Source organism: Enterobacter adelaidei, assembly GCF_041937165.1.
GTDB classification, from domain to species: Bacteria; Pseudomonadota; Gammaproteobacteria; order Enterobacterales; family Enterobacteriaceae; genus Enterobacter; species Enterobacter adelaidei.
In genome coordinates this window covers 2,126,732-2,150,696 of the sequence record NZ_CP154353.1, presented here as the reverse complement: position 1 = coordinate 2,150,696, position 23,965 = coordinate 2,126,732, and the positions used below count along the sequence as shown (strand labels likewise).

General features: G+C 51.3%; 26 protein-coding genes and 2 pseudogenes. 8 read left to right on the top strand and 20 right to left on the bottom strand.

Annotation, left to right across the window (positions count from 1 at the left end; translation table 11 throughout):
• From AAHF05_RS10555 to AAHF05_RS10545, 3 genes are read right to left on the bottom strand one after another with little or no spacing between them, the layout of a single operon-like run.
• Positions 1 to 1,260 (bottom strand): NAD(P)/FAD-dependent oxidoreductase, encoded by a 1,260-nt coding sequence (locus AAHF05_RS10555; RefSeq protein WP_129324796.1) that lies wholly within the window; start codon positions 1,258 to 1,260, stop codon positions 1 to 3.
• Positions 1,257 to 1,976 carry an SDR family NAD(P)-dependent oxidoreductase gene (locus tag AAHF05_RS10550; RefSeq protein WP_128348938.1) on the bottom strand — a complete coding sequence of 240 codons (720 nt, stop codon included), beginning with the start codon at positions 1,974 to 1,976 and terminating at the stop codon, positions 1,257 to 1,259. The genes AAHF05_RS10555 and AAHF05_RS10550 overlap by 4 nt, the downstream gene beginning before the upstream one ends.
• A complete protein-coding gene (locus AAHF05_RS10545; RefSeq protein WP_028017499.1) occupies positions 1,973 to 2,407 on the bottom strand; it encodes a nuclear transport factor 2 family protein in 435 nt (144 codons plus the stop codon). The genes AAHF05_RS10550 and AAHF05_RS10545 overlap by 4 nt, the downstream gene beginning before the upstream one ends.
• Positions 2,408 to 2,666: 259 nt before the next feature.
• On the opposite strand from AAHF05_RS10545, the gene AAHF05_RS10540 reads away from it, so the two are divergent.
• Complete coding sequence (locus AAHF05_RS10540) at positions 2,667 to 3,245, top strand: histidine phosphatase family protein (protein ID WP_241697893.1); 579 nt, start codon at positions 2,667 to 2,669, stop codon at positions 3,243 to 3,245.
• A 43-nt stretch (positions 3,246 to 3,288) separates the two neighbouring features.
• On the opposite strand, the gene AAHF05_RS10535 is transcribed toward AAHF05_RS10540, so the two are convergent.
• The 3 genes from AAHF05_RS10535 to AAHF05_RS10525 form a co-directional block, all read right to left on the bottom strand.
• Complete coding sequence (locus AAHF05_RS10535; RefSeq protein ID WP_129324797.1) at positions 3,289 to 4,119, bottom strand: oxidoreductase; 831 nt, start codon at positions 4,117 to 4,119, stop codon at positions 3,289 to 3,291.
• Positions 4,120 to 4,234: 115 nt separating this feature from the next.
• Entirely contained in the window at positions 4,235 to 5,242 is a 1,008-nt protein-coding gene (locus AAHF05_RS10530) for an AraC family transcriptional regulator (protein WP_129324798.1), read from the bottom strand.
• Positions 5,243 to 5,288: 46 nt separating this feature from the next.
• Positions 5,289 to 5,759 (bottom strand): OsmC family protein, encoded by a 471-nt coding sequence (locus AAHF05_RS10525; protein WP_332614797.1) that lies wholly within the window; start codon positions 5,757 to 5,759, stop codon positions 5,289 to 5,291.
• Positions 5,760 to 5,880: 121 nt separating this feature from the next.
• On the opposite strand from AAHF05_RS10525, the gene AAHF05_RS10520 reads away from it, so the two are divergent.
• Entirely contained in the window at positions 5,881 to 6,531 is a 651-nt protein-coding gene (locus tag AAHF05_RS10520; RefSeq protein ID WP_129324800.1) for a GntR family transcriptional regulator, read from the top strand.
• A 12-nt stretch (positions 6,532 to 6,543) separates the two neighbouring features.
• Here the strand turns inward: AAHF05_RS10520 and AAHF05_RS10515 are convergent, their stop codons facing one another.
• Positions 6,544 to 7,122: a TetR/AcrR family transcriptional regulator gene (locus AAHF05_RS10515; protein WP_129324801.1), complete on the bottom strand. Its 579-nt coding sequence runs from the start codon at positions 7,120 to 7,122 to the stop codon at positions 6,544 to 6,546.
• Positions 7,123 to 7,225: 103 nt separating this feature from the next.
• Here AAHF05_RS10515 and AAHF05_RS10510 point away from each other — a divergent pair, with 103 nt between their 5' ends.
• The gene (locus AAHF05_RS10510) at positions 7,226 to 7,693 is read left to right on the top strand and encodes a nuclear transport factor 2 family protein (RefSeq protein WP_129324802.1); all 468 of its coding nucleotides are present in this window, start codon (positions 7,226 to 7,228) and stop codon (positions 7,691 to 7,693) included.
• Between the two features lie 40 nt (positions 7,694 to 7,733).
• On the opposite strand, the gene AAHF05_RS10505 is transcribed toward AAHF05_RS10510, so the two are convergent.
• Complete coding sequence (locus AAHF05_RS10505) at positions 7,734 to 8,240, bottom strand: ester cyclase (protein WP_374936459.1); 507 nt, start codon at positions 8,238 to 8,240, stop codon at positions 7,734 to 7,736.
• A 49-nt stretch (positions 8,241 to 8,289) separates the two neighbouring features.
• Positions 8,290 to 9,417: an alkene reductase gene (locus AAHF05_RS10500; RefSeq protein ID WP_129324804.1), complete on the bottom strand. Its 1,128-nt coding sequence runs from the start codon at positions 9,415 to 9,417 to the stop codon at positions 8,290 to 8,292.
• A 99-nt stretch (positions 9,418 to 9,516) separates the two neighbouring features.
• On the opposite strand from AAHF05_RS10500, the gene AAHF05_RS10495 reads away from it, so the two are divergent.
• Entirely contained in the window at positions 9,517 to 10,428 is a 912-nt protein-coding gene (locus AAHF05_RS10495) for a LysR family transcriptional regulator (RefSeq protein WP_129324805.1), read from the top strand.
• Between the two features lie 83 nt (positions 10,429 to 10,511).
• Positions 10,512 to 10,826 carry a PTS sugar transporter subunit IIB gene (locus AAHF05_RS10490; protein ID WP_028017510.1) on the top strand — a complete coding sequence of 105 codons (315 nt, stop codon included), beginning with the start codon at positions 10,512 to 10,514 and terminating at the stop codon, positions 10,824 to 10,826.
• A gap of 235 nt (positions 10,827 to 11,061) precedes the next feature.
• Here AAHF05_RS10490 and AAHF05_RS10485 read toward each other — a convergent pair whose 3' ends face one another.
• From AAHF05_RS10485 to AAHF05_RS10465, 5 genes and pseudogenes are all read right to left on the bottom strand, one after another.
• A complete protein-coding gene (locus AAHF05_RS10485) occupies positions 11,062 to 13,869 on the bottom strand; it encodes an AAA family ATPase (protein WP_374936458.1) in 2,808 nt (935 codons plus the stop codon).
• Complete coding sequence (locus AAHF05_RS10480) at positions 13,862 to 14,407, bottom strand: hypothetical protein (RefSeq protein WP_129324807.1); 546 nt, start codon at positions 14,405 to 14,407, stop codon at positions 13,862 to 13,864. Before AAHF05_RS10480 ends, AAHF05_RS10485 begins: the two co-directional genes overlap by 8 nt.
• Entirely contained in the window at positions 14,400 to 16,328 is a 1,929-nt protein-coding gene (locus tag AAHF05_RS10475; protein ID WP_241697894.1) for an ABC-three component system protein, read from the bottom strand. Before AAHF05_RS10475 ends, AAHF05_RS10480 begins: the two co-directional genes overlap by 8 nt.
• Before the next feature lie 203 nt (positions 16,329 to 16,531).
• A pseudogene (locus AAHF05_RS10470) lies at positions 16,532 to 16,663 on the bottom strand (hypothetical protein); the annotation flags it as partial.
• 246 nt (positions 16,664 to 16,909) lie between these two features.
• Entirely contained in the window at positions 16,910 to 17,386 is a 477-nt protein-coding gene (locus AAHF05_RS10465) for a WbuC family cupin fold metalloprotein (protein ID WP_028017518.1), read from the bottom strand.
• A gap of 321 nt (positions 17,387 to 17,707) precedes the next feature.
• Here AAHF05_RS10465 and AAHF05_RS10460 point away from each other — a divergent pair, with 321 nt between their 5' ends.
• The gene (locus AAHF05_RS10460; protein WP_129324808.1) at positions 17,708 to 18,178 is read left to right on the top strand and encodes a hypothetical protein; all 471 of its coding nucleotides are present in this window, start codon (positions 17,708 to 17,710) and stop codon (positions 18,176 to 18,178) included.
• A gap of 42 nt (positions 18,179 to 18,220) precedes the next feature.
• Here AAHF05_RS10460 and AAHF05_RS10455 read toward each other — a convergent pair whose 3' ends face one another.
• Together AAHF05_RS10455 and AAHF05_RS10450 are read right to left on the bottom strand one after the other, a co-directional pair.
• Complete coding sequence (locus AAHF05_RS10455) at positions 18,221 to 19,147, bottom strand: LysR substrate-binding domain-containing protein (RefSeq protein WP_129324809.1); 927 nt, start codon at positions 19,145 to 19,147, stop codon at positions 18,221 to 18,223.
• 40 nt (positions 19,148 to 19,187) lie between these two features.
• Positions 19,188 to 19,694 (bottom strand): MarR family winged helix-turn-helix transcriptional regulator, encoded by a 507-nt coding sequence (locus AAHF05_RS10450; protein WP_049006818.1) that lies wholly within the window; start codon positions 19,692 to 19,694, stop codon positions 19,188 to 19,190.
• Positions 19,695 to 19,824: 130 nt separating this feature from the next.
• Between AAHF05_RS10450 and AAHF05_RS10445 the strand changes: the two genes are divergently transcribed.
• Both AAHF05_RS10445 and AAHF05_RS10440 read left to right on the top strand, forming a co-directional pair.
• Entirely contained in the window at positions 19,825 to 20,985 is a 1,161-nt protein-coding gene (locus AAHF05_RS10445) for an MFS transporter (RefSeq protein ID WP_129324810.1), read from the top strand.
• An 82-nt stretch (positions 20,986 to 21,067) separates the two neighbouring features.
• A complete protein-coding gene (locus AAHF05_RS10440) occupies positions 21,068 to 21,505 on the top strand; it encodes a glyoxalase/bleomycin resistance/dioxygenase family protein (protein ID WP_028017524.1) in 438 nt (145 codons plus the stop codon).
• Positions 21,506 to 21,592: 87 nt separating this feature from the next.
• Here the strand turns inward: AAHF05_RS10440 and AAHF05_RS10435 are convergent, their stop codons facing one another.
• The 4 genes and pseudogenes from AAHF05_RS10435 to AAHF05_RS10420 all read right to left on the bottom strand — a co-directional run bounded on the left by AAHF05_RS10435 (position 21,593) and on the right by AAHF05_RS10420 (position 23,880).
• Complete coding sequence (locus tag AAHF05_RS10435) at positions 21,593 to 21,949, bottom strand: DUF4440 domain-containing protein (protein ID WP_129324811.1); 357 nt, start codon at positions 21,947 to 21,949, stop codon at positions 21,593 to 21,595.
• Between the two features lie 93 nt (positions 21,950 to 22,042).
• Positions 22,043 to 22,357 carry a cupin domain-containing protein gene (locus tag AAHF05_RS10430; protein WP_028017526.1) on the bottom strand — a complete coding sequence of 105 codons (315 nt, stop codon included), beginning with the start codon at positions 22,355 to 22,357 and terminating at the stop codon, positions 22,043 to 22,045.
• Between the two features lie 128 nt (positions 22,358 to 22,485).
• A pseudogene (locus AAHF05_RS10425) lies at positions 22,486 to 23,283 on the bottom strand (substrate binding domain-containing protein); the annotation flags it as partial.
• A gap of 114 nt (positions 23,284 to 23,397) precedes the next feature.
• Complete coding sequence (locus AAHF05_RS10420) at positions 23,398 to 23,880, bottom strand: glutathione peroxidase (protein WP_028017533.1); 483 nt, start codon at positions 23,878 to 23,880, stop codon at positions 23,398 to 23,400.
• Positions 23,881 to 23,965 lie beyond the last annotated feature (85 nt).

Genomic DNA, 23,965 nt, shown 5'->3' with positions numbered 1-23,965 from the left:
TCAGTTCCCCTCTCCGGACGCTATCGCATTGACCACGTCCAGCGCGCTGCGCACGCCATCTTCATGAAAACCGTTGTACCAGTAGGCCCCGCAAAACCAGCTTCTCTGGTGGCCGTTGATCTCGCCCCGCCGCGCCTGTGCCCGCCAACTTTTCGGGTTAAAAAGCGGATGTTCATAAACAAAACGTTGCAGAACGAAGCGTTCATCCACCGGCGTGTCCGGGTTCAGGGTGACGCAGAACAGCGGGCTACCCACAGGCAACCCCTGCAAAATATTCATGTTGTAGGTAACACAGGCGCTGGCCTGCTCGTGTTCGCTCAGGCGGTAGTTCCAGCTGGCCCATGCCCGCTGCCGCACCGGCAGCCAGCGCGGATCGCCGTGTAAAACGACCTCGTTGCGCTGCCAGCCGATATCGCCCAGCACCTCGCGCTCTGCGGGCGTGGGGTCATCAAGCATCGCCAGGGCACTGTCGGAGTGGCAGGCAAAAATGACCTGGTCGAAGGTATGGCTGCCGTTTTCAAGCTGAAGCGTAACCCCGCGAGCGTGTCGGCTCACCCGCTGCACCGGCACGTTGAGGTGTAGCGTCATGCGGTTGCCCAATTTGTCCAGCATGGCGCGGATATACTCCCGCGAGCCGCCGGGTACCACGTACCACTGCGGGCGATGGGTGATATCCAGCAGGCCATGATGGTGAAAGAAGCGTAAAAAGAGCGGCAAGGGGAAACGCTTCATCTCCTGCAACGACGATGACCAGATGGCGGCCCCCATCGGCAGAATGTAGTGGCGCGCAAAAAACGGCGTGAAGCCGTGCTGCTCCAGAAACGTTTGTAGCGTGGCATTCGGGTTCACCTCCCCAGCCAGCGTCTCTTTCGCCAGCCGATTGAAGCGGACTATCTCCCCGAGCAGCCGCCAGAACGTCGGATTCGCCAGATTTCGACGCTGGGCAAACAGCGATGTCAGGGTGTGTCCGTTGTACTCCAGCCCCGTCGCGGGATTGTGCACCGAAAAGCTCATCTGCGTTTTTTGCCCGCTGATGCCCAGCTCGCTGAGTAGCCCCATAAACCGCGGGTAGGTGCGGTCGTTGTAGACGATAAACCCGGTATCGATCGCGTATGTGCCCTGAGGTGTCGTCACGTCAACCGTTGCGGTATGGCCGCCGGGCGTGGCTCCCGCTTCAAACAGCGTCACCCGATGGTGCCCGGCCAGGCGCCAGGCGCAGGTCAGGCCGGCGATGCCGCTGCCGATAATCGCAATGTTCATGAACGCACCATCCTGCGCAGCAGCGCACGCTGAAGAAACGCAGGCAGTCCGGAGAGTAATCGCATAATCAGGCCGAAACCGTCAGGAAACGCGATATGCATTTTTCCTGCCGCCAGCCCGGTGCGGATCGCCTTAACCGCGTCGTCGACAGTCACCCGGCCAGGCATGACAAAATCATTTTTGCGCGTCAGAGGCGTGTCAACAAAACCCGGAGAAACAACCGTGACAGCAATCCCTTTTGGCTCCCAGTCAAGGCGCAAGCTCTCGGCAAACCAGCTCAGCGCCGCTTTGGACGCGCCGTAGGCCTCCGCGCGTGGAAATGGAAGCCAGTGGGCCATCGAGCTCACCAGCACCACACGGTTGCCAACAGCCATCTGCGACTGCAGCATCTCAAGGCAATTCACCGGGCCGAGGAAGTTTGTCGCCATAACGCGTTCCACCAGCGCCGCATCTACCTCGCCATGATCGAGGTATTCGCAGGTACCGGCGCAAAGAATGATCAAATCGGCATAGCTGCCGGTCAGGGCCTGGCGACAGGCGTCCCTGTCTGTCATATCGAACAGGCGAACGGTAAGATTGGGGCAACTCTGGTGCAGGGCTTCAAGACGTGCAGGGTCGCGCCCGCAGGCAATCACGTGGTAGCCGTCAGCGGCAAATGATTTCGCCAGCCCGGCGCCAATACCCGAGCTTGCGCCAGTAATGAGCACCGTCTTCATGATTTCACCCTCCGCTTCACGCCGCGTACCGCCCAGCCAAGTAGAGGAAGGTGTTCGTAGAGCATCTCTCCCGCATCGTAGTAATCACGTTGACGCGTGATGAGATGGTTTTCCGTCTCCACTACCGAACACCCCGGCAGTTCGAGCGGCTCTCCACCCGCAATGCGCGGATGCGACCAGTGCATTACCCAGGTGACAGCAAAGCAGCTTTCGCTGCACAGCGGCGGATCGATAGTGAAACGGCAATCTTCGACATTGGCCAGCAGATGGGTGAAATAGCGCTGAAGTGCAAAAATCCCCTGATGCTCGCCGAACGGATCGATAAGCGTGGCATTTGAATGATAAAGCTCAGCCAGCGCAGAGGGTGGCTGGCTATCCAGTGCGGTGTAGTAATTCACAAAACGACTCACGACAGTGTGCAACGTGCTCATGGGTCACATCCCGGCTGTATATAACGTGGCGTAATCGCATAATTAAAACTTACACAATTGTAGTTATTTGTCCAAGTTTGTGTGATGATTTTTTTTATATCATTTATATTTCAGTTGGTTAAAACCATACTTCGAATGACTAATGATGTAGCCCGGATAGATGCCTTCCCCCTGCTCGTTATATAGAACGCGTACTCCCCACTAAAACAAGTGGTAGAACATTTTCGCCAGAACGCGCTAGTCTGCCTGCGACGAGTGGATGACAGACGATAAGATTTTTATGGAAATTATTTTGATGCGACATGGAAAGCCCCAATACGCAGGCGCGCCAAAAGTGTCGTGCAGGGAAATGCCGGAGTGGATCGACAACTATAATCTCTCTTCTACGGGCCGCGATATGCCACCGGAAATCAGTAAAGTGCTGATTTATCGCGCACTCACCTTCATCAGCAGTCCGCTTCCGAGAGCCCTCTCATCGCTAAAAACACTGGGGTGTGAACCCGGCTTCATTGATGACGTGTTTCGGGAGGCGGAGCTACCGGTATTCCGTATCCCGGGGTTGCGGTTATCGCCTTTTTACTGGGCAGCGTTATTTCGAGTACTTTGGCTCTGTGGCCTGTCTGGAGAGGTAGAGTGCGTAAGAATGGCAAAAAGTCGTGCCGTTAAGGCGGCAGAGCTCCTCGTGACGGCGGCTAAGGGCTCCGACGGACCCGTTTTGTTCATGGGACATGGGATCATGAACCGGTTTATTGCAAAAGAACTGATCGCATTGGGCTGGAAAGAACAGACTCGCCCGGGTAAGGGATACTGGGGAGCCGGTGTTTACAGCATTGTATAGCGGCGCATACGGAGGCCGAGGTTTTTTATCCTCGGCGCTTGGATCATCGGGTCTGGCTAAGAATAACGCGATCGAACAGACGGTCACCCAACCAGACGCGCATGCGGATGAGCATCTTTGCATACTTGCCGGCAGCATAACGTGTACGCGGATGAGGACTGTTAACGGCGCGGGCAACCACGTCCGCAATCACCTTCGGGTCGCTGCCTCTGCCATTCCCGTAAGCATTTTTGACCGAGTTCGCCACCTTCCTCACCAGATGACCATAAGGGCCACTAGCTGAACGTTTGACAATACTGCCGCTGACCACTTCACCAAAGCCTGTCTCGATTAAACCCGGTTCAACAATCACAACCTTAATTCCATATTCAGCCACTTCAAGACGCAGACAGTCAGACCATCCTTCGAGCGCATGTTTCGTTGCGTGATACCAGGCTCCCAGGGGGGTGTAAATTTTCCCTCCTATCGAAGTGATATTGATAATGTAACCACGGCGTCTGGCGCGCATGGCCGGGAGCAGCAGTTGCGTAAGGCGGGCCGCTCCAAACACGTTCACCTCAAACTGATAGCGAGCTTCATCAATACCGATCTCTTCTACCGGTCCATAGAGCCCAAAACCCGCATTGTTGACCAGTACGTCAACCCCACCTGTCTGCGACACGATGGTATCTACTGCAGCCAAAATGTCTTCATCACGCGAGATATCCATCCGCAGAGCGCGCGCACCAAGCTGGGCGAGATCGTTCATTTTCTCAACGCTACGGGCAGCAGCGTAAACCTGATAGCCATCCTGAATAAGACGACGGGCGATGACTTTGCCCATACCTGACGATGCACCGGTGACCAGCGCGGTTTTCTTGTCCTGAGTAAACATAAATACCTCGGTGAGTAGACTGTCGTTATTTTGCCCTCCTTCGGCCCTACGTTAACTAGCGTACCGCGCCATATGACTCGCAAACTGCGCCATCGAGCGATAAATATGCACCTGCTTACTCAAGACGCATGGCTGTCCTGGCCGCTTCAGGGGTCTGGCCCGTCCAGGTCATAAATGCGCGATAGAATGAGTTAGGATCTTCAAAGCCAAGCAAAAATGCGATCTCATACCCGGAAAGACGCGTATTACGAAGATAATGACGGGCCAGGTGTTCACGACAAGCATTAACAAGGTTGCGAAAGTTGCCCCCTTCCTGCTCAAGCCTGCGTTGCAGCGTGCGTTTGCTCATTCCCAGACGCTCCGCCGCTTTTTCAATAGTCGCTTCGTTACCGGGAATAAGTTCCAGGAGTACCGCACGTACGCGCTCGGCGGTTGAAGCCAGTTCATTTAACTGACTGAGACGACGCTGAAGTTCTGGTTCAAATACCTGCCACATCCCCTCATTTGCCGTTAAAAACGGCCGAAGAGCATCGGTCGAGGAAAAGCTGATGGCAGGCTGTTCTCCATATTGCACGTCAGTTCCAAAGAAATGGGAAAAGTGGCTGTTCTGAACCGCTGACGGCAGTGCAGAGACACGGACCTGTAAGGGGTTAACCGGTTCGCGGGTCCCCAGCCGCAGAAGCTTGAGCAGGAAGCCCAGCTCTGCCACCTGCAGAGACGGCGGGATAGCTATCGCATAGAGCCAGCGCGGTGAAACGGTAAGTATGCCGTTTTGTTCCACCGTTGTTTCCAGAACCATGGGTGCAATAAGCTGTTTATATCTGGCCAGACGCTGGACAGCCTGCATCATATTGCTACTACACAGTGCGGCAAAAAGTGGCGGATCAAACACATCCGCTGAGATCAACTCAATGAGCGGTACGGGAAAGGCAGGATCGTTCGTTTCGGCCTCCAGCGCGCTCCAGAAGCGGATGTATTCATGCGTATCGAGTCCGCGCGCTTTTTGCAAAAAGAGATCGTCAGGTAATCCTGCCCTGCGGAGAATGCGTACTGGCTCAAGCCCCGCGTCTTTCAGCAGCGTTTTCCAGCTTATATCGAGAGCGAAAGTACGGTTATAGGCCATTTGCTCATTTCCGGTGTGAAGGTTATTCAACGCTTAGCGTTATTGCTCATAGACTATGCAGTATTGTTGGCTCGCACGTCACAGGGAAATTCAGCGAGTTAGCAATAAAGCAAAGCTCATGCGCGCGGTGATGAAGTGCCACAGCGCGATCGATATCATCCCCAGGACGAAGCGTAATGTCGGGCTTGAGCACAATAGAGGTGAAACATCCCTTTTCTCCTTCGCGCATCGTTCCTTCCGCCCGGTCAATATAGGTATAAACGCTTATCCCCGCTTCAGCGCAAAGATGCAAATACCATAATTTGTGACAGGCAGAGGCTGACGCGACAAGAAGATCTTCAGGATTCCAGCATGATGCATCACCAAGAAATGCAGGGTCTGATGAACCTGCAATCGGAGATTTATCGCCCGCCGTGATGTCATAAAGCCGATCATAGGCTTTATAGGCTTCCGTCCCACGGCCTTTGTTCCCTTTCCACTCAACCTTAACCTGATAATGATGCTCACGATGGCTCATCTTGATACTCCCGATAATGATACCCGATGGGTTTTACTCGCGATGTTTGTTCGCACATCCCCTGACTCGACGTAAGCTAGCAGATGGTATACCATTATTCCATCTTTTCAGGAGAAACAGTATGCAACTGAACGCCCTTTCGACCCCGGACGTGCTCGCCAGTGAATTAAGAAAGATGATCAACAGCGGACGTCTGCGTGATGGAGAAAGGCTTGTTGAAAGGGATCTCGCCAGTTATTTCTCTGTCAGCCGAATTCCCATGAGAGAAGCGATCAGACAGCTTGAACGCGATGGGCTGGTGGAAATTTTCAGGAATCGCGGCGCTGTTGTCAGAACGCTATCCGTTGAGGATCTGGATGAGATTTACTCCCTACGCGCCTTGCTGGAAGGTGAAGCCGTCTTTCAGAGCGCGAAAATGGTGAATTCTAATACGCTGGCGAGAGCAGAACTGACGCATACGCTGCTCGCCAGAACGACTGAATTTGAAATGCAGGGCGCACTAAACCGGGAGTTCCACGATCTTATCTACAGTGGGTGCAAAAACCAACGCCTGCTGAAGTTGATTAATGATACCCGCAATCAGATAGAGCGATATGAATATCTCCAGCGAAAGCTCCTTTCCGAAACCCCAGTTTTTCAGGATGACCATGCTGGCATCCTTACAGCCTGCAAGGAACGGGATGCAGAGAAAGCACGGGCTGAAGTCATGCGACATATTCATAGTGCAGGAGAAATACTGAAAACGTTCATCAGCCGCCGCGTTGAGGGTTAAGGGGAAGTCTCATTAACCCTCTATCAACCCGGCTAATGCCCTCCTCAATGGAGGGATGACATCATCCGTATCCATGCCCATTTGTGCATGGATAATTGCGCCGTCAATGAGCAACATGATTTCGTTGGCGACGTTCTCATTCGTCATGCCCGTCAGCTGCGCAATGATTTTCTTTGTTTCGATTTTATGATCGCGGCATATCTCTTTTATTTCGCTTTCAATATCTTCCGATTTTGCCTCTGCGCTGGCATTAATAAACGCGCAGCCGTGGAAATCGGACGAAATAAACCATTCGTAAAGCGTTTCAGATATCGCATCAGAAGGTTTTTTACCTTTGACGAGATGTCGACGCAGCGTGGACTCAAACCAGCTAATCCATATTTCATGCCGATAGTGCAAATAGGCAAGAATAAGTAAACTTTTACTCGGGAAATGGCGATAGAAAGTCACCTTTGTCACTTTCGACGCTTTAATCAGCGTATCCACCCCCGTCGCCCTGAAACCTGTGGAATAAAACAGATCGTGCGCCGTCAGTAATATCTTATCCCTGACGCTGATTTTTGTATCGTTGCTTACGGGGTCTGTTTTCACTTTTCGGTAGCCTCAAAACGGATGTTGACAACGTTATTTCACAGGCATAGATTACCGCAAGTAGACAGACCTGTCTACATAATATAATCCTGAGGTAATCGCCATGAACACACGTCCTCCTTTACCGCCCTTCACGCGTGAAAGTGCTATCGAAAAAGTCAGGCTGGCAGAAGATGGCTGGAACAGTCGCGACCCGGCGAAAATCGCACTGGCCTATTCACTTGATACCCAATGGCGCAACCGTGCGGAATTCGCCACCAACCGTGAAGAGGCCCAGGCGTTTCTGGAGCGGAAATGGAAAAAAGAGCTGGATTATCGCCTGATTAAAGAGCTCTGGGCATTTACGGATAACCGGATCGCGGTTCGCTACGCCTATGAATGGCATGATGATTCAGGCAACTGGTTCCGTTCATACGGCAATGAAAACTGGGAGTTTGAGCCGAATGGGCTCATGAAGCGTCGTTTTGCCTGTATCAACGATATGCCGATCAACGAATCAGAGCGACTGTTCCACTGGCCACTGGGCAGACGCCCGGACGATCACCCCTCTCTGAGCGATCTGGGTTTATAGGATTTTCGCATCACTCCGGGCAGACCCCGGAGTGATGAATTTACAACGCCCCCAGCTGTTTCATCAGCGTCAGGTTGTCCTCAATATGCCAGTTAGCCACAATTTTGCCGTCACCGATCTCATAAATATCCGTGGCGATAAAATCTATTTTCTGCCCCTTTCCTTTTAGCTTGCCAAATGTCCCGGTGAATGTGCCGTGAAAATGTAAATGGGATACGACACGGCTACCCGAAATAATCATTTGCTCAACGTCACAGCGTAAATCAGGTACGGCCGTACGAAATGCCCGGGAAGCTAAAATAGCGCCTTCGGGACCTTGCTTGCGACCTTCAGGAGGCGTTTTATCAATAAAATTAATCGCCAGGGCATCACGGGCCAGGGACTCTTTCCCCGTATTCCAGAACGTTGCATACTCTCTGGCAACATATTCATTCGCCGCTAATTGCGTCTGCGTCAGGCTTTTATCGACAATAAGATGTTCCGGCTTCACCAGTTCAACCTGGGCCGAAAATGCGGTTCCCGTGGTACCAGCAAGAATAAGCGCCATTATGCCTGGGGAAAAAAATGTTGAATATTTCATAATCTCTCTCGATACGTTATTTAGATAACTGCAGATCATTCTCTTGCAGGTTGTATATTGGATAATCGGTATATCCCGTCGCAGTGCCACCAAACAACGTGGCGGGGTCTCGCACCTGAGCCAGAGGCAACTGGTGCGCCAGCCGGTGAGGTAAATCCGGGTTGGCAATAAACGGCCGTCCGAACGCAATCAAATCGGCATAACCGGCAGCAAGTATTTTTTCCGCTTTATCAAGGTCATAGTTTCCTGCGACGATAAGGGTTCCGCTAAACGTCTCGCGAAGCGATTGACGGAAATGATCAGGCACCTGAGGCGCATCGTCCCAGTCAGCTTCCGCCAGGTGGATGAACGCGATCCCTTTTTGCTCACACCAGGCCGCGAGAGCGAGTATGGCTTCCGTCACCTGCGGATCGTTCATCCCACGTTGGGTAATAAACGGTGAAAGTCGGATGCCCGTACGCTCGGGACCAATAGCCTCCGCAATCGCGTTCAACACGTCCTGGGCAAAGCGGATCCGGTTAGCAAGCGTGCCGCCATACTCATCCGTGCGTTTGTTGGAGGTTTGACGCAGGAACTGGTCGATCAGATAGCCGTTTCCGCCGTGAACCTCTACGCCGTCAAACCCGGCCTGAACGGCATTCAGTGCCGCCTGGCGGTAATCCGCGATGATGCTGTGAATGTCCTTTCGCGAGAGCGTTCTCGGCTGCGGGCAGTCAACCATTTGACCTTCCCCCTGTTCATTCACCACCCACACTTTGGCGTCCGGCGCCAGTGCTGAAGGGGCGACGGGCTTACCGTCCTTGTGAAAACTGGCGTGCGACATCCGGCCGACGTGCCAGAGCTGAGAAAAAATCACCCCACCCGCCTGATGCACAGCGCCCGTCGTGAGTTGCCATCCTGAAACCTGCTCCGGCGAATGGATGCCGGGTGTCCATGAGTATCCCTGGCCCTGAGGCGAGATCTGCGTGGCTTCCGTAATGATCAATCCCGCGCTGGTACGCTGTCGGTAATACTCAGCCATCAGTGAGGTCGGAATATTTCCTGGCTGAAGGGAACGCGCACGGGTCATCGGCGCCATAACGATACGATTTTTGAGGTTTAGCTCACCTAGCCTGTAACGTTCAAAAAGTGAAGTACGGTTCATGATTTCATCTCGAGTGGTTTGGATGAAATCACTATACAGCTCACACTTTCTTTTGATAATTACAGCAAAAACAGATGCACTTTTCGGAAAAAATGAATAATGGGCAAACTTGAAGACATGGCCTTACTGGTTGAAATTGCCGAGGCGGGTAGTCTTTCCGCCGCCGGACGACGCCTGTCGCTTTCCCCTGCCACCATGACGGCCAGGTTAAAAGCGATTGAAGAGCGTTACCAGACACGCCTGTTCCATCGTTCTACGCGCGCCATTACGCTGACCCGTGCAGGCGAAGAGTTTTACCATGCCGCGCTTCGCGTGCTGGAAGAGATGCATCACGCCGAGTCGTTACTGACGCAAAAAGAAGGTGTACTCAGCGGCAATATTCGCCTTTCTGCACCCTCTGACTTTGGCAGACAGTATCTTAGCCCCGCCATTATTGAATTTTCCCGATGCCATCCTGAAGTGAAATTTTTCATCTACCTAAGGGAACATGTTGAGGATCTGGTCGCTAACCGGCTGGATATGAGCATTCGCTTCGGCAACCTGCCGGACAGCAGCCTTGTCGTCAGAAACATCCGTCCGAATCATCGGGTGCTGGTCGCCTCCGGGGCATATCTTAGCGATCGCGGTACCCCCTCCACCTTTGCCGATTTAGCCCAGCACCGGTGCCTAGCACTTGAGTCTCAGGGCGTGGTGATGAACGAATGGCGTTTTGAAAGTGAGGGAGAAGAAACCATCGTTCGTATAGAACCTGCCATGGTGTGCGACGACGGAGCATTGCTTCGTCAGTGGGCGCTCAGTGGCGCGGGTATTGCAGGAAAATCGTGGTGGGACGTCAAAGACGATGTTGAGAGCGGTAAGCTCATGGTGCTGTTTGCCGACAGCTTCACCGGGTTTAGCCGTTACGACCGCAAAGACGTCGGGCTGCAGTTTGTTTACCCACAACGCAAATTACAGCCGCTTCAGGTCACGGCATTTAGTCAGTTTTTTCTCGACTGGCTAAAAGAGCATTAATTTGTCGCCGAAATAAGAGACAGCACGCATTTCGGTGACACCCTCAGGACTACCCTAAGAGCGGTTTTCAGGAGGAACAAAACATGAAAAAGCTTCTGATATGTTGTTTGTTTGGTAATACCGCAAACTCGCTCGCCAAAAAGATGCAGTCTCTGGCAGAACGCGAAGGTTATCCGCTGATGATTAGTGCTGTAGGGCTGGATAATTTCGCCAGTGTCGCTCCCGCTTTCGATGGTTTCCTCATTGCGCCGCATATTCAGTACAAACTCGATGAGATAAAAGAAACGGTGGGGAATACGCGTTCAATCGCCATTGTTGAGAGTCTGCCATATGCGTCTCTGGACGCGAAAAAGGTATTGAATTTTGTGAAGGAGCAGATGCCTGAACTGGCTGCCTGACATATAAGGCCGCATTGCACTGGAGTACCCTGCTCGGGTACTCCAGACAACGCCTGCAAGCATCTGCATTGATAAAAATGATTGTAGCTAAACCGGCTATAGCGTTCAGGAACTGGAACACCGTAGCACGGTATACTCGATGGAAGCCCCAAATTTTACATCACTGCCAACGACGGGAACCTGCCTACTACACGAGTTGTAGCCGATAACCCCGTCCGCTCCGGTGAGAAGTACCTCACCAGACAGGGGCTGGTAGTCTGTTATCTGGGAAATGAGGCCTCCTGCCTGTTGAGCTGACCGTAACATCGACTCCCTGATGAGGATTTCCTGTCATAGTAATCACCGTCAGCGCCTGATCGCTCAGTAGAGCGTACTTCTGTATCAGGTGCCGCCTCAGCAGATCGCTATTGGTGGTCAGCACAAGATTCATATCTGGATTCTGTACTGAAAGCACCCTGAAGATATCGACCATTGCAGCGCGGTTTAGATCGTCAAGATGTGCCACGGGTTCATCCAGAAAGAATGTGCCCCCCAGAGAGCGTGCCCGCGCCAGATAGAGAGAAAGTGCCAGATCCTGACGTTGCCCCTGGCTGAAGTAGCTGTCGGCCACCAAAGCATCATCATTGTCTCCCGGACCTTCAACCAGAGCCCGCCAGCGAAGTTCTCCTTTGCCTGCAATATTCAGTCCCTTATAGACCTCATTGGCATGCATTCTGGAGAAGAGCTCTGAAGCCGGCACGATCAGCTCATTAATGCGTGCATCTGCCAGTTTCTCAATTTCATGCGTAACTTCTGACAGAGCAACATTAGCGACCTGTTTGCGTTTTGCCTGTAATTCAATACGCTGACGAAGTTCCTTCTCTTCACTGAGCAGAAGGATATAGTCTTCACCAGCTGCGGCGGCATGAACGGCAATCTTAGCCTTTTCATATAGCAGGGTGATGTTCTCGTCGGCAGTAAGATCGCTATCCAGTGTGTTTTTGTATTCAGAAAGTGTTTTCTGACTTACCGGAGAGTTTCCGGTAAAACTGTCCCATAATGTTCTGAATGAGTCCCAAGTTTCCCTGTACCCTCGAAGCACTATTTCAATGTGATTACGCTCGGAAATCAGTTCATTTAACAAAACAGACTCCTGCCCGAGCTTTAGTTCAAGCTCTGCTTGCTGGCGAGCAAGATTGGTCAGCAAAATATCATGTGTTCGTTGCGTAGTTGTAAGTCTTGAACTGTATTCCTCAGGTAGATCCCCCAGAGCGACATCATTTCTCAGTGTCTGGTCATCCAGTAGCCTCTCAGCTTGCCTAATTTTATCCGCAAATTCGGCAATCATCCGGCCCATATTCAGCCGGGTTAAGTAGTTTTCCAGTGTCTCATGTCGCCACGTTTCCGGAGTCAAGGGCGTGAGCCACTCCACATCAAGAAGCGCTTTTTGTTCAAGAAACGTTTTATCAGCACGACGCAGACGTTCCTGATAGCTAGTAGCGCGATCTCTTTTAACTTTCAGGTCACGGATCTCTTCCCGGAGCTGCCCCATCTCCTCTTCGGTTTGCTGCAGCTCGGTCTTAAGTGCCTGTAAAGCTGGCGAGAGCATGCTTTCTGACTGCCGTATCGCCTCCATCAGAGATGCATTTCCCTCCCAGTCATGGCTGCATAATGGACAATGAGTTTCACCAGAATGACTGACGATACGCTCGCCGAGGTTCATGAGCTGAGTCAGAGTGTCGTTGAGATGTATCTGTCTGAAACGGAAAGAATCGCGCTTTTCCCTAAGCACCTGAAAACGCTCCCCCCTGGCTTTCAGCGGAGCTTCATCACTGTATTCCAGTATGTATTCTTGCCACTCCTTTCTCGTATCTTCGTCAAGCCAGCATGCCCGGTGTACGGCGAGAGCTTTATGCAGTAAGGAAAGTCGTTTTCCGCTCATGGCAGAGGAGAGATGGGATTCAGGCACCATTGCCTGCAACTGCGCTAATGTGAGTCGGTCTGGATACTCCCCTATGGTTTCAAAAACGCGCTCACTGACCATTTCCCACTGATTGTTAAGAGTGGTGAGAGTTTCGGTTACCCTGTCCCGTTGGTGATTCACTTCCGCAATATGGTGTTTTAAAGCACGTATCTGCGTCTTCCGTTCACTCTGCTTTTCCTCACGGGAACGGATCTCAGATTCAAAATAAAGATGTTTTTGATCCGCAAGCGTCAGTTCTTTTTCCGCATAGTGTGCAGATTCCCAAGTTTCGGCGAGTTGTCTGTAGCGAGTTTGCTGAAGCTGATGATCAAACTGCCGTATCTGCAGTGTCATCAAGGCCCGATCAAGCTGTGTCCGGGGAGGAACGTTTTCCCTAGGGATCCGCAGCGCATCACATAACGCTGTCAGCCTCTCTTCAGTGCGGGTAGCAAGTATCCCATAATGCTCACGCTTTTGTTCGAGTTCCTGCCGTTTTGTTTCCGTATCCCTGAGCTTTTTATAAAGCGAGACGGAATGTGGCAAATGCCGCAGATAGTCCATCAGTAATTTCTGCTGAGGAAGTAAGTGACCATAGCCAAGTATATTTGCAAAAATTTGTGAACGCTGTTCCGATTCGGCTTCATCAACCAGCAGAGCCAGCGAATGCGAATAAAGCCAGCGACTGTGCCGTAACCACTCGCGTTTGTTTCTCGTGGCAATGTTTGATCGCGCTTTGAGACCAGCTTCTGCCGGCGTCAGCATCGCGAGCAACTCGTCATCTTTTATATGCCTCTCTTCTCCTTCCTCTGTTTGAAGAGTGGCACCCTGCAGGGTGCGAACCAGGGTTGTTTTTTTTCCATCAAGAAGACAAACACAGGTCACCTCCGTCGTGCCGGTGGCGAAATGGCACACCAACGCATCCGCAGGGACCTCAGCCACTTCACCTGTGAGAACCCACTCAACGGCATGACATAACGTGCTTTTCCCCGTACCATTTACCGCATAAATGACGGTCAGCCCCGCATCAAGTGGAAGTGTAACCTCTCCCTTAATACCCCTGAAATTCTTAATCTTTACCGATAAAATGCGTAAATCAAACATCACCACTCTCCCATTCATTTGCATGTCGGCGGGCAAGACCGGAGGGACTGCTGTGGGTAATGTCCATGATCAGACGCTCTGTAGCGTCGGTAAAACGTGCGCCATCGGATGCATGAATTTCTGTCGAGACTGGGGAAAGCCCCAGAACAGTGATCCGTTCTGTCCGGGTCCAACGGCCGCCTACCCTGATAACAACGTGCTTACGGGCCAGATGTGTGTCACGTTCGATCCGCCCGACAAGAGCTGAAGGACATAGGGACGGATCCCTGAAGGCATAAATGAGAGAGGCATCGATAACGTACCCTTTTGTTTCTCTTTCGCGCGTCAGGGTATCAAGAACCTGCTCACCGTAATTTATCACACGGATGAGGTCGTTTTGAGGCACATAACTGACATCCCAGAGCAGAAGCGAGGCATAATCGGACTCCCAATACCCTGCCGCATGCTTCACCTGCGCAAATCGGGTGCGGGCTTTTTTATGGGGTAAAAACCCTGTCATGCTGGCTCTGGCATTTATCAGGTTTACTAGGTTATCCATTTTTTAGACCCTGTATCTGTTTCAGAAAGGACGTGCGATCCGCTGCGGTTGTGCTTGTCATGCTGTTTTGCACCAAGTCCATCAGCCCCACCACCCAGGCCCTGCGGGAAATCCTTGGCATAACGGTGCTGTCCGGAATTTCGTCGGGCTGTACAATGTCATTGCGGGTCAGATCGAGCGGTACCCGGTTTTGCCCGGCTGGCATATGCCCCTCGAAAAGAGCGAAAACAAATAAGTCGGGGTGCCATGAACCATCCCTCATCCATTCGAGCAGGCGACTCTGCACCTGGATATAATTCATTCCCTGAGCATCCCAGCCAAGGATCCCGTCCTTCTGCCCACCCGACTGCTCCCAGGAAAGGTGTGCCGTCATGCTTGTGTCAGACTGCCAACTGATATTGACATCACCGGAGAGATAACTAAGCGCTTGCAGGATCCGTAGCAGGGCAATCCTATGATAGTGCAGGGAGTCCGGTTCGGTGTTGTTTTCAGAGCCCGTACCATTGAGTGCATATTGCACCAGGTTTTCCGGATATGGGATTGTTCCCGTCAGTATTCCCTGGCGCAGATCAGTAAGACCGACGGAAGTCATAGGATACATCGTCGACGGGATCAACGGGCTTAACATACGGTCAAGCTCCATCTGAATGCCCTTGCTGAGAGACAGTAACTGCCCCGCATGCCGCTGATATAAAAAGGAATCAATCAGGCTAAAACTGTTACGGGTCTTGTCAAAGGCAAGCGTTAGTATAACGGAGGCAATGTGGCTGCTTCTCAGGAGGAAGAAATCCTGCGCCTTCGGACAGAGGAACAACCGGTCGTCGCCGGTACTCAGCGGGAAAAATCCCGTGGCATGTCGCAGAGCCTCACTGATTTCCGGGTTTTCTGCCGCGTGACAAAGTACCACCCCTAACTCCGACTGCCTTCTGAGCATATTGAACAGGTTCACCTGACGACAGACTGTGTCCTGCTGAATGGGGCCGGCAGAAGAGACGAGCAGGATATTACCTCTTCCTGAACGATCATCCTTCATCCCGACCAGAACTTTTTCGCACAGCAAGTGTTTATTCAGCGTATCCGGGTAAAAATCACCACTCAGGGTGCACCAAAGATTGATATCCGCAAAACTCAGTCGAAGGGACAATCTGCCGTGTCCAGTCCCCGAACCGCGGTCAGTGGTTTCGAGTAATAACCACACCTCTGGAGCTGAATTCTCTTCCTTTATCCAGCACCAGCCCCCCTTATAGTCTGCGTCAGCCGGGTAAAGCGTTGTGTCACCGTCCGGGAAATTTATCGCTAATTTTCGTAACCCATTAAGCTCACTGCCTTTTACGCACCCGAAACCAGCTTGCAAAACAACGGGAAAGGGATAGCTGCTGACCAGATTATTAAGGGTTGCATAATCAGATAGCGTGAAGGCATCTGCACAGAACACAATTACAGAAGGCTGTGAGCCCGTCTGGCGGGGAAGATGCGTTGTCAGCATCTCGTCTAGTGTCTTGAGCGCCTCATGTCCTCGCTGGTGGATGAGTACCGAATGAAGTCGTTTACCGTACAGCATTGTTGCGTTGGAATACCGTGTATATACGGACCTGTAAGCAAGGTAATTTGACGCAAGCAGCTCTGGCTGTTCCGGCATATACTCCCGGAATAACCGGTGGATCTCATCTACCGAACAAACTTGCTCCCGGGCAAAATAGGTATTCATGACATAGTCGCACCTCCTCACTAGCGGAGAAAGTGACTCCTGACGGAACAGCGTATATTTAAATGCTTTTAATCTGTCGCTCACCATCGCCAGAAGCTGGGCATCGGTTTTACCGGTAAACACAGAGCTGTTTTTAAGAAGGGCATATTTGCTCTTAACGATTCTGGCCGCCGTTTCCCACTTACTTTGGTTATTCGTGAGATCTTTAACCACAGCATTTTCTTTGTAAAGAAACTGAACACATCTGCCGCGACGTTGTTGGATACCGCAAGAATATACCGGAAGGGTGTTGAATGATCCTCGGGAGGAAGCAGGTCGTCAATGACAAGTCCGCGCAGAGTAAGAGCAAGCAACTCCTGACGAACCAGCGTCATGGTAACGTCAGCACTTGAATAACGTTTGCACTGCACAATGCCCCGGCTTTCTTGATCGAGAGATAATAGGACATCAACGCCATTATCGGCACCATCATTTACGCGGCAGACATCATCATACCAGTTCCAATCGACTCCAGTGCCCTGCAGATGCCGGAAAAGATCGGCAATCAATAACTCAAAATGTGAGGCATCAATGTTTCCGAACGGAAGCTGACCACTGTCATGCTGATAGACATTTACCCCCCCGGATTTGTTCCCTTAGGGAGTCGTCATCAAGCCGCCGTAATGAATGGGTCATTTTATCATTCCGTTTTAAAAGAGGACCGTTCGTAATATTCCTGACCGCAAGTGACTGGCCTTTTAAAATGCCAGTTGAAAAGGAACGCATTTCGGCGCGCCTGACACATTGTAGATAAATTACAACGTAAAACCACCGTCACCCACTTGTGCCTGAGCGTACCATTTCATTAGCTCCGCGGTACCTGGCTCGTTTTCAGCAGGTGCCCATGGGGCTGAATCTTGTTCGGCAACAGGCTGGTAGCCACCGTGTTTTACCTCAAAAATGACCCCGCCTTTATCCAGCGATAACACGGCATGCCAGATCCCCGCGTCCATCTCCAGCACCTTGCAATCTTCACCCAGTACAACACGCTGGGTCACGTTACCGTTGTCATCAAAATTCAGTACTAAAAAGCGCCCGCTAAGAGCCGTCAGCAGTTCAAACGTGTGCGGGTGACGATGAGGACGAACATAGGTACCTGGTTCCATGGCAATAGCCAGACGCTGAACCGGATCGCTGAGCTCAGGGTGCAAATTTCGATGAGCGCGTAAGCGAGGGGAATTTGCGGCTTGCTCGCTTTGTTGCTGCAGGTCACTGAACGTAATTTGTTTCATATAAACCTTTGGGAGTGTAGTTAGCTTACGGCAACTCGATTGCCGCAGCACGTTATACCATTAGAAACAGACAATCAGCTACGGCGATCCTCAATAAATTCTCCTCAGAGCCAGCAAAGACCTTAACGCGTCTGCAGGTTCCGAGCCCTGTGTTATGGGTAAAATTCAATGTTGAGTAAAACTCACGCTGAGTCTTACTATTTGTCGTTTTTCAATTTAACCGCACTGAAATATCATTCCCTCAACCTTTTTTATTGCTGTTCGATGAAATGAACATCGAGACGCATACTCTAAATAATAATGAGAGTTGATGAGGAACCTATGACGCTAGAAATTTTATGCCATTTAATGAATATAGTTTTGCCACATAAAAATACCACGACTGAAAATTTACATACGTTTATAAAAATACTTTCAGCTGAGAAAGGAAACTCTGAAGCACTTTCACAATTTATACATCGCCTGCATCTGCTCTCATTCGCCCTTAGTGAGCCTGGCAAAGCTGAGGAGTTGCTTTCTGCGTATTTACCCAAAGAAGACATCCCCCTTCCCCTGCCTGACTTCGCGGAATGGTCCCGGGTGCCTAACACCGCGTCAGATGAAATGCAGGCATCTGAAGCAGTGGATTATTTTCATAAAATGACAGCGGCTGCCAACGTATTACGCACTGCGTTGATCGATGCAGAGCGGGAAAAAGGAGCACCTGCCCTCTACATTCTGGATAAATTGCTCAACCTGAATAGTGCATTGCCGGATAGATATAAGAAAATGGCTAACATCCCCTACGCATAAATAATGCTGACAGACAGGATACTCCGCAGGGAATATCCTGTTTCAGTACGACCTTTTATAATCCCAATCAAGACATACAATATCCAGAGAAGGAACAACCGGAGTATTAAGATTAAGCCAGCCTAACAGGCGTTCGATACTTTGCTTTCTGAGCGAATTTTTCGGCCAGACAATATAGTAGCCCTCTCCTGTTGCGATGGCCTCCCGAAAGGGAAGGACGAGAAGGCCACCCGTCAGGGCTTCTGACGAGAGACGAAGGTCAGTCATAGCGACACCATGACCGTTCATGGCTGCAAGACTTCCCTGTTCAAGGGTATCAAAGACAATCCCGCCACTCACGTCGAGTCCGGGAAATTTCCCCGTCCTTTTCAGCCACCTTCTCCAGTCTCGTCTGTCCGGTGAGGGATGGATAAGATCGCACTGAGGAAGATGATGCCGGGCAGATTCCAGCAAAGAGGGGGCGCAAGCGGGGATAAGCCATTCACTGAAAAGCAACCGGCTCTCTGTGGCTTCACCAAAATACCCATTTCCGAGGAGTATCGCGCAATCGTAAGGCTCGCGAGTGAAATCAACGGTATCAATGTCCATCCAGACACTGGCTATTTCAACTTTGGGTTTCGCATGGCTCTCGCGAAAAGTTCTCAGGGCATCGAGCAACCACCTCATGGTAAGCGAGCTGGGGGCTTTGAGGCGCAGGAGGTGATGTTCACTTCTGAATGCCCGACAGGCCCACTCCATGCTGGCGAAACTTTCGCTGAGTTGCCCGGCAAGAATCCGTCCGGCCTCACTCACCTCGACTCTCGGGCCTTGTCGTTTAAAAAGCTCACAGTCGAACCACAACTCAAGCGTCCGGACATGTCTGCTGACCGCGCCCGGCGTAATATTGAGCGTTTCAGCGGCTTTACTGAATGAGTTCAGCCGTGCGGCCGCTTCAAACGCGCGTAGGGCATACAGTGGTGGTAATGACATCATTCACCTTGTTTTTTGCGATATTCCGGCCAGTGCTCAGTCATTTATCCCCCGACGCCTCCGGAGGAAATGTCAGCAGTAATTCCCTCAGCAGGGATTCAAGCTGCCCGTGTTGTTCGCCCGATAACGGTTTCAGTAGTGCATTCTGTGTTTCTGTATGAACGATCAACGCGCGTTCAATACACTCCTGCCCGTGAGGCGTCAGGCTGACGAGGGTGCTGCGTTTGTCTTCAGGGTCAGCAATCCGCCGGATAAAACCTTGTTGTTCCAGATGATTGAGCCGGTTAGTCATTGCCCCAGAGGTGATCAACAGCGATTTATACAGCTGCGTGGGCGACAGGCAATAGGGTTCACCGGCGCGACGCAACGTGGCAAGCACATCAAATTCGCCCTCGCGAAAACCGAACGACGCCATGGCCTGCGCACGCTTTTTTGCAAGATGCTTCATCAACCTGAGCATGCGGCCAAAAATTTTCATCGATGAGACATCCAGTTCCGGCATGGCACTGCCCCACTGGTCAACAACAAAATCGACATGGTCTTTCATTTTCACCCCTGATAACGCGGGAATTTATCCTGTTGTGCGGTACATCTTACACAAAAAAAGATTTTATCTTAACGTTAAGATAAATGCTTGCGGTGTTTTGCCCTGGCTGCTCACTACCGAAAAGGATCTCATGTTGAAACGCACATCGCCTTTACTCTTTGCCGTTCTCGCTTTTATCGTCGGGTTGAACCTGCGCCCTATACTTGCTTCTGTCGGACCGTTGTTTTCAGTACTTCAACGTGAAGTGGGGTTATCAGCCACAGAGTTCAGCCTGCTTACCACGCTACCTGTCGCCATGATGGGGCTGGCGGCATTAAGCGGCCCCTGGCTTTTAGCCAGAGTGGGCGCCGTCCGGGGGATTATGATCGGACTTTTCATCCTGCTCCTGGCCTGTTCATTCCGGGGGATGAGCGCCACGCTGACCGGCCTGATGACCACAGCATTATTGGGCGGGGCCAGCATAGGCATGATCCAGGCGTTAATGCCTGCTCTGATAAAAAGGGAGTATGTACAGACGGCCAGCACGGTGATGTCCCTGTTCAGCACGGGCATTATGGCCGGGGCCGCATTAGCGGCCGCCAGTGCCGAGCCGTTATTTTCATGGCTTGCGCTGAAGCCCGCGCTGGCGATGGCAGGTGTGTTAACGCTGCTTGCGCTGGTACTGTGGCTGGCGTTGGTTAAGCATCATCGCGGGCAAACGCCAGTGCGCGAATCAGTGACTCTCTCCTCTTCCCGTACCGGGCTATTGCTGCTCTTTTTCGGTGTGGGGACGGGAGCCTACACGCTGGTTCTGGCGTGGCTGCCACCGCTCTATATTCAGGCGGGATGGAGCGCACGCAGCAGCGGTTATATGCTGGCCTGGCTAACATTAACCGAAGTTGTCGCAGGGTTTGTTGTCTCTGCGCTGATTGGTAAATTCCCCGACCGTCGCGTTCCGCTGATTACTGTTCTGCTGTTGCTGCTGGCGGGGTTAATGTGTCTGGTCTTTTCGCCAGGAACCACGCCCGTAATATCAACCTTACTGCTTGGCACAGGTATCGGCGCCCTCTTCCCGCTGTCGCTCATCGTCACATTCGATCACGCACAAACACCCGCCCAGGCAGGGAAATTACTTTCGAAAGTGCAAGGCGGCGGGTACTTGATTGCGGCACTCATGCCATTAATTGCGGGGATCGTTCGCGACAATGCGGTTTCACTGACCAGCGCCTGGCTGGTAATGAGCGCCGGTGTCGTGCTGTTGATCGTCATCGCCCTTACGTTTAAACCCGTGGCGGCATGCCCGATACGGTAAATGAGATACCAGAATTGAGGGTAGTGTTAATGCCAGCCATACTTTAAATTCAGCATTAATTTCAGGCAATCCAGGGGGTGCTATGTCGCAGATTTTACCGGGAGTTGACGTGTTATTTATCGCGGGTTTCGGACCCATTTCGCGAAATACAGAGTCCAGTTACGGGTTTTATGTCGAGACGCTCGGATTGCCGCTAAAGCCGATGGAAGGTAATAGCGACTATCTTCTTGCCGAAGAAGGTCTTTTGCAGGGGGTTAAACATTTTGCCGTCTGGCCGCTTTCGCAGGCTGCCACGTCATGTTTTGGCCAGGAGCAGTGGCCAGCCGATCATCCGATACCTCAGGGATGGATTGAATACGAGGTGCAGGATCTCGCTTCTGCTACCCGTATCCTGAGGGATAAAGGTTATCGCCTGCTGGTGGCTAACCGTACTGAACCGTGGGGGCAAACCGTCACTCGCCTGCTTAGTCCGGAAGGTTTGCTGACCGGGCTGACGATCACACCGTGGCTTCGGGGGTAAACGGTGTCCGCGTCCGGCACGAAGCAGACCTGCATGAGTAAATGTGGGGGTATTCTTTGAGCGAGGAGCGGACGTTGCGACCAGGATCTAAACGCGCTTCGACTCAGGCGTTCCCTGATGGAATACCAATTGCCATTGGCCATTTCCATTCATTTCCCAGCATGAAGAACGAAGAGAGGCATTACTACCATCTGGATCAAAAGTCCTATAATGCAATATTGCGAAATTATTTCTAACGATGATAAGTCTAAATTCGTCACTGTGTATTATTGAACCACCAACTTCAGTAGAAAGTACCTCTATTGTTTCTGCCCGATCAACTAACATGCCAGATCGCGTTATCTCTCGAAATTCCTCATGAAGTATCTGTTCAAGCCATTTCCGATCGTTCCGCTTGTTATTATGAAGAGAGCATTCGAGACGTTTAAGTTTCTCAAGGAGCATAGTATTGTCCTGATTACATAGGGTCATTAATTTTTAGGACAATCAACGCTGGAAAGCCACGTCCGCCTTTGGCACTGAGCTGACATACTATCGTCAGGCAACGTCCGTTTCTGGTAAATCAATGATAACCAGTGTGCCAAAACTGCCGGGTTCTACCGTATGAGGAATACCCGCTTTCGCGACATAAAGCTGGCCGGACGTAACAGAGATTTTGTTTCCTTTCACACTCAGCTCCAGACGTCCATCAATAACCAGTAACCCCTCGTCGTACGCATGTACCTCTTCAATGACTGAGCGTTCATCCATGCGTAAAACTTTGAGATTTGCGGTGCCAATGCGGCCTAATACAGTAGAGTGCCAGCTCTCAGGTAATGCAATTGCTTCGGCTCGAAGGTCATAAAGCGTCATAATGTCACTCCTTTTTATGTTCGTTAATCACTCTTATGCCATACAAACTCGCTGTCGTCATATGACAAATATGGACAAACAAGTCGAATAAGATGCTAAACCCTTTGGCTATGCAACATTACCTTGTGTTACTCAGGATTTTTGCTCAATTTCTGCTGCATGAAATCAATGAGCGCTCGTGTTTTAGCAGGCAAATAGCGTCGTTCTGAATAAAGTGCAAACAATTGCAATGGCGCTGGCGATTGTTCAAACTCAACTTCGATTAACTGTCCATTGTTAATGTATGGCTGACAGGCTTGTTTCGAAAGAATGGCAAAACCGACACCTGCGACCGCCGCTCGCCCTGCCATTTCTCCGCTGTTTACCCGGTAATGACCTTTAACCTTAATGGTTTCAAATCCCCCTTTTTTACTAACAAACTGCCAGGGAGCACCTCTCAGTGCACTTACCGTTGTAATACAGGGTAACTCTTCAAATTGCTGTATCCGAGAAGGTGTACCATAACGCTGAATAACGGAGGGGGCTGCAACAATAGTGCAAGGGATAGTCACCAGATGACGGGCTATGTAGTCACAGTCATCCATTTGACCACGGCTAACGATAACAGCTAAATCAAGATCATCTCGCAGGGATTCAAAACCAGACAAATTTGTTACGCAGCTTATTTCCAACTCGGGATACTGGCAAGCGAAATCGGCAACAACAGAGCCCAGCAATGCAGGACCTATTTCATTCGGAATACAAATGCGTAATGGACCCTTGAGTTGCATTTGCCGTAACGTTAATTCTGTTTCAGTTTGCTCAAGCGCCTCCAGTAGTGGCTTAGCCCGGGCATAGAGTAAGTGCCCCGCCCGCGCGTTTCGCCGATCATGACGCATCTCCTGCATGTTTAAACGGCAAAGAATAAGTGATTTTACGCAACGGCTTCAATCAGTTTATCCCTTGCGGTATTGTATACGCCCCCCTGTCAACGGGCGGTCATACTACCTGCCGTTTGCCGAAAGTACGCCAGAAGCAAATATCTCGAATAACGGGAACACTCAGATCTTGAGTGCGGCGAGGATGGAGGCTTCCATTTTCTCCGGCGTCGTGAACGGTGCAAAACGCTTAAGCGGTGTGCCGTCGCGACCTATCAGGAACTTCGTGAAATTCCACTTGATCCGTCCCCCCAGCACCCCGGGCAATTCATTTTTCAGGTAACGAAACACCGGGTGCGCGGCGTTGCCGTTGACCTCTACTTTCTCGAACATCGGGAAGCTCACACCGTAATTGATATAACAGGTCTGCTCGATTTCATCAGCACCGCCGGGTTCCTGCTTACCAAACTGGTTACAGGGGAAACCCAGCACCACAAACCCATGGCCAGCATACTTCTTGTAGAGCGCCTCAAGGCCAGAGTATTGTGGCGTGAATCCACACTGACTGGCAGTGTTCACCACCAAAACCAGTTTGCCAGCATAGTCAGCCATTGAGATAACCTGGCCGCGCAGACTGGTAGCAGAAAATTGATAAAAGGTGGTCATATCGCGCTCCTGAGAGTAACAACTGTCAATGCCGGCAAAGCCTGGAACCATTTTAAAACAAAAATTTTATTTAGAAGCGTGCCAT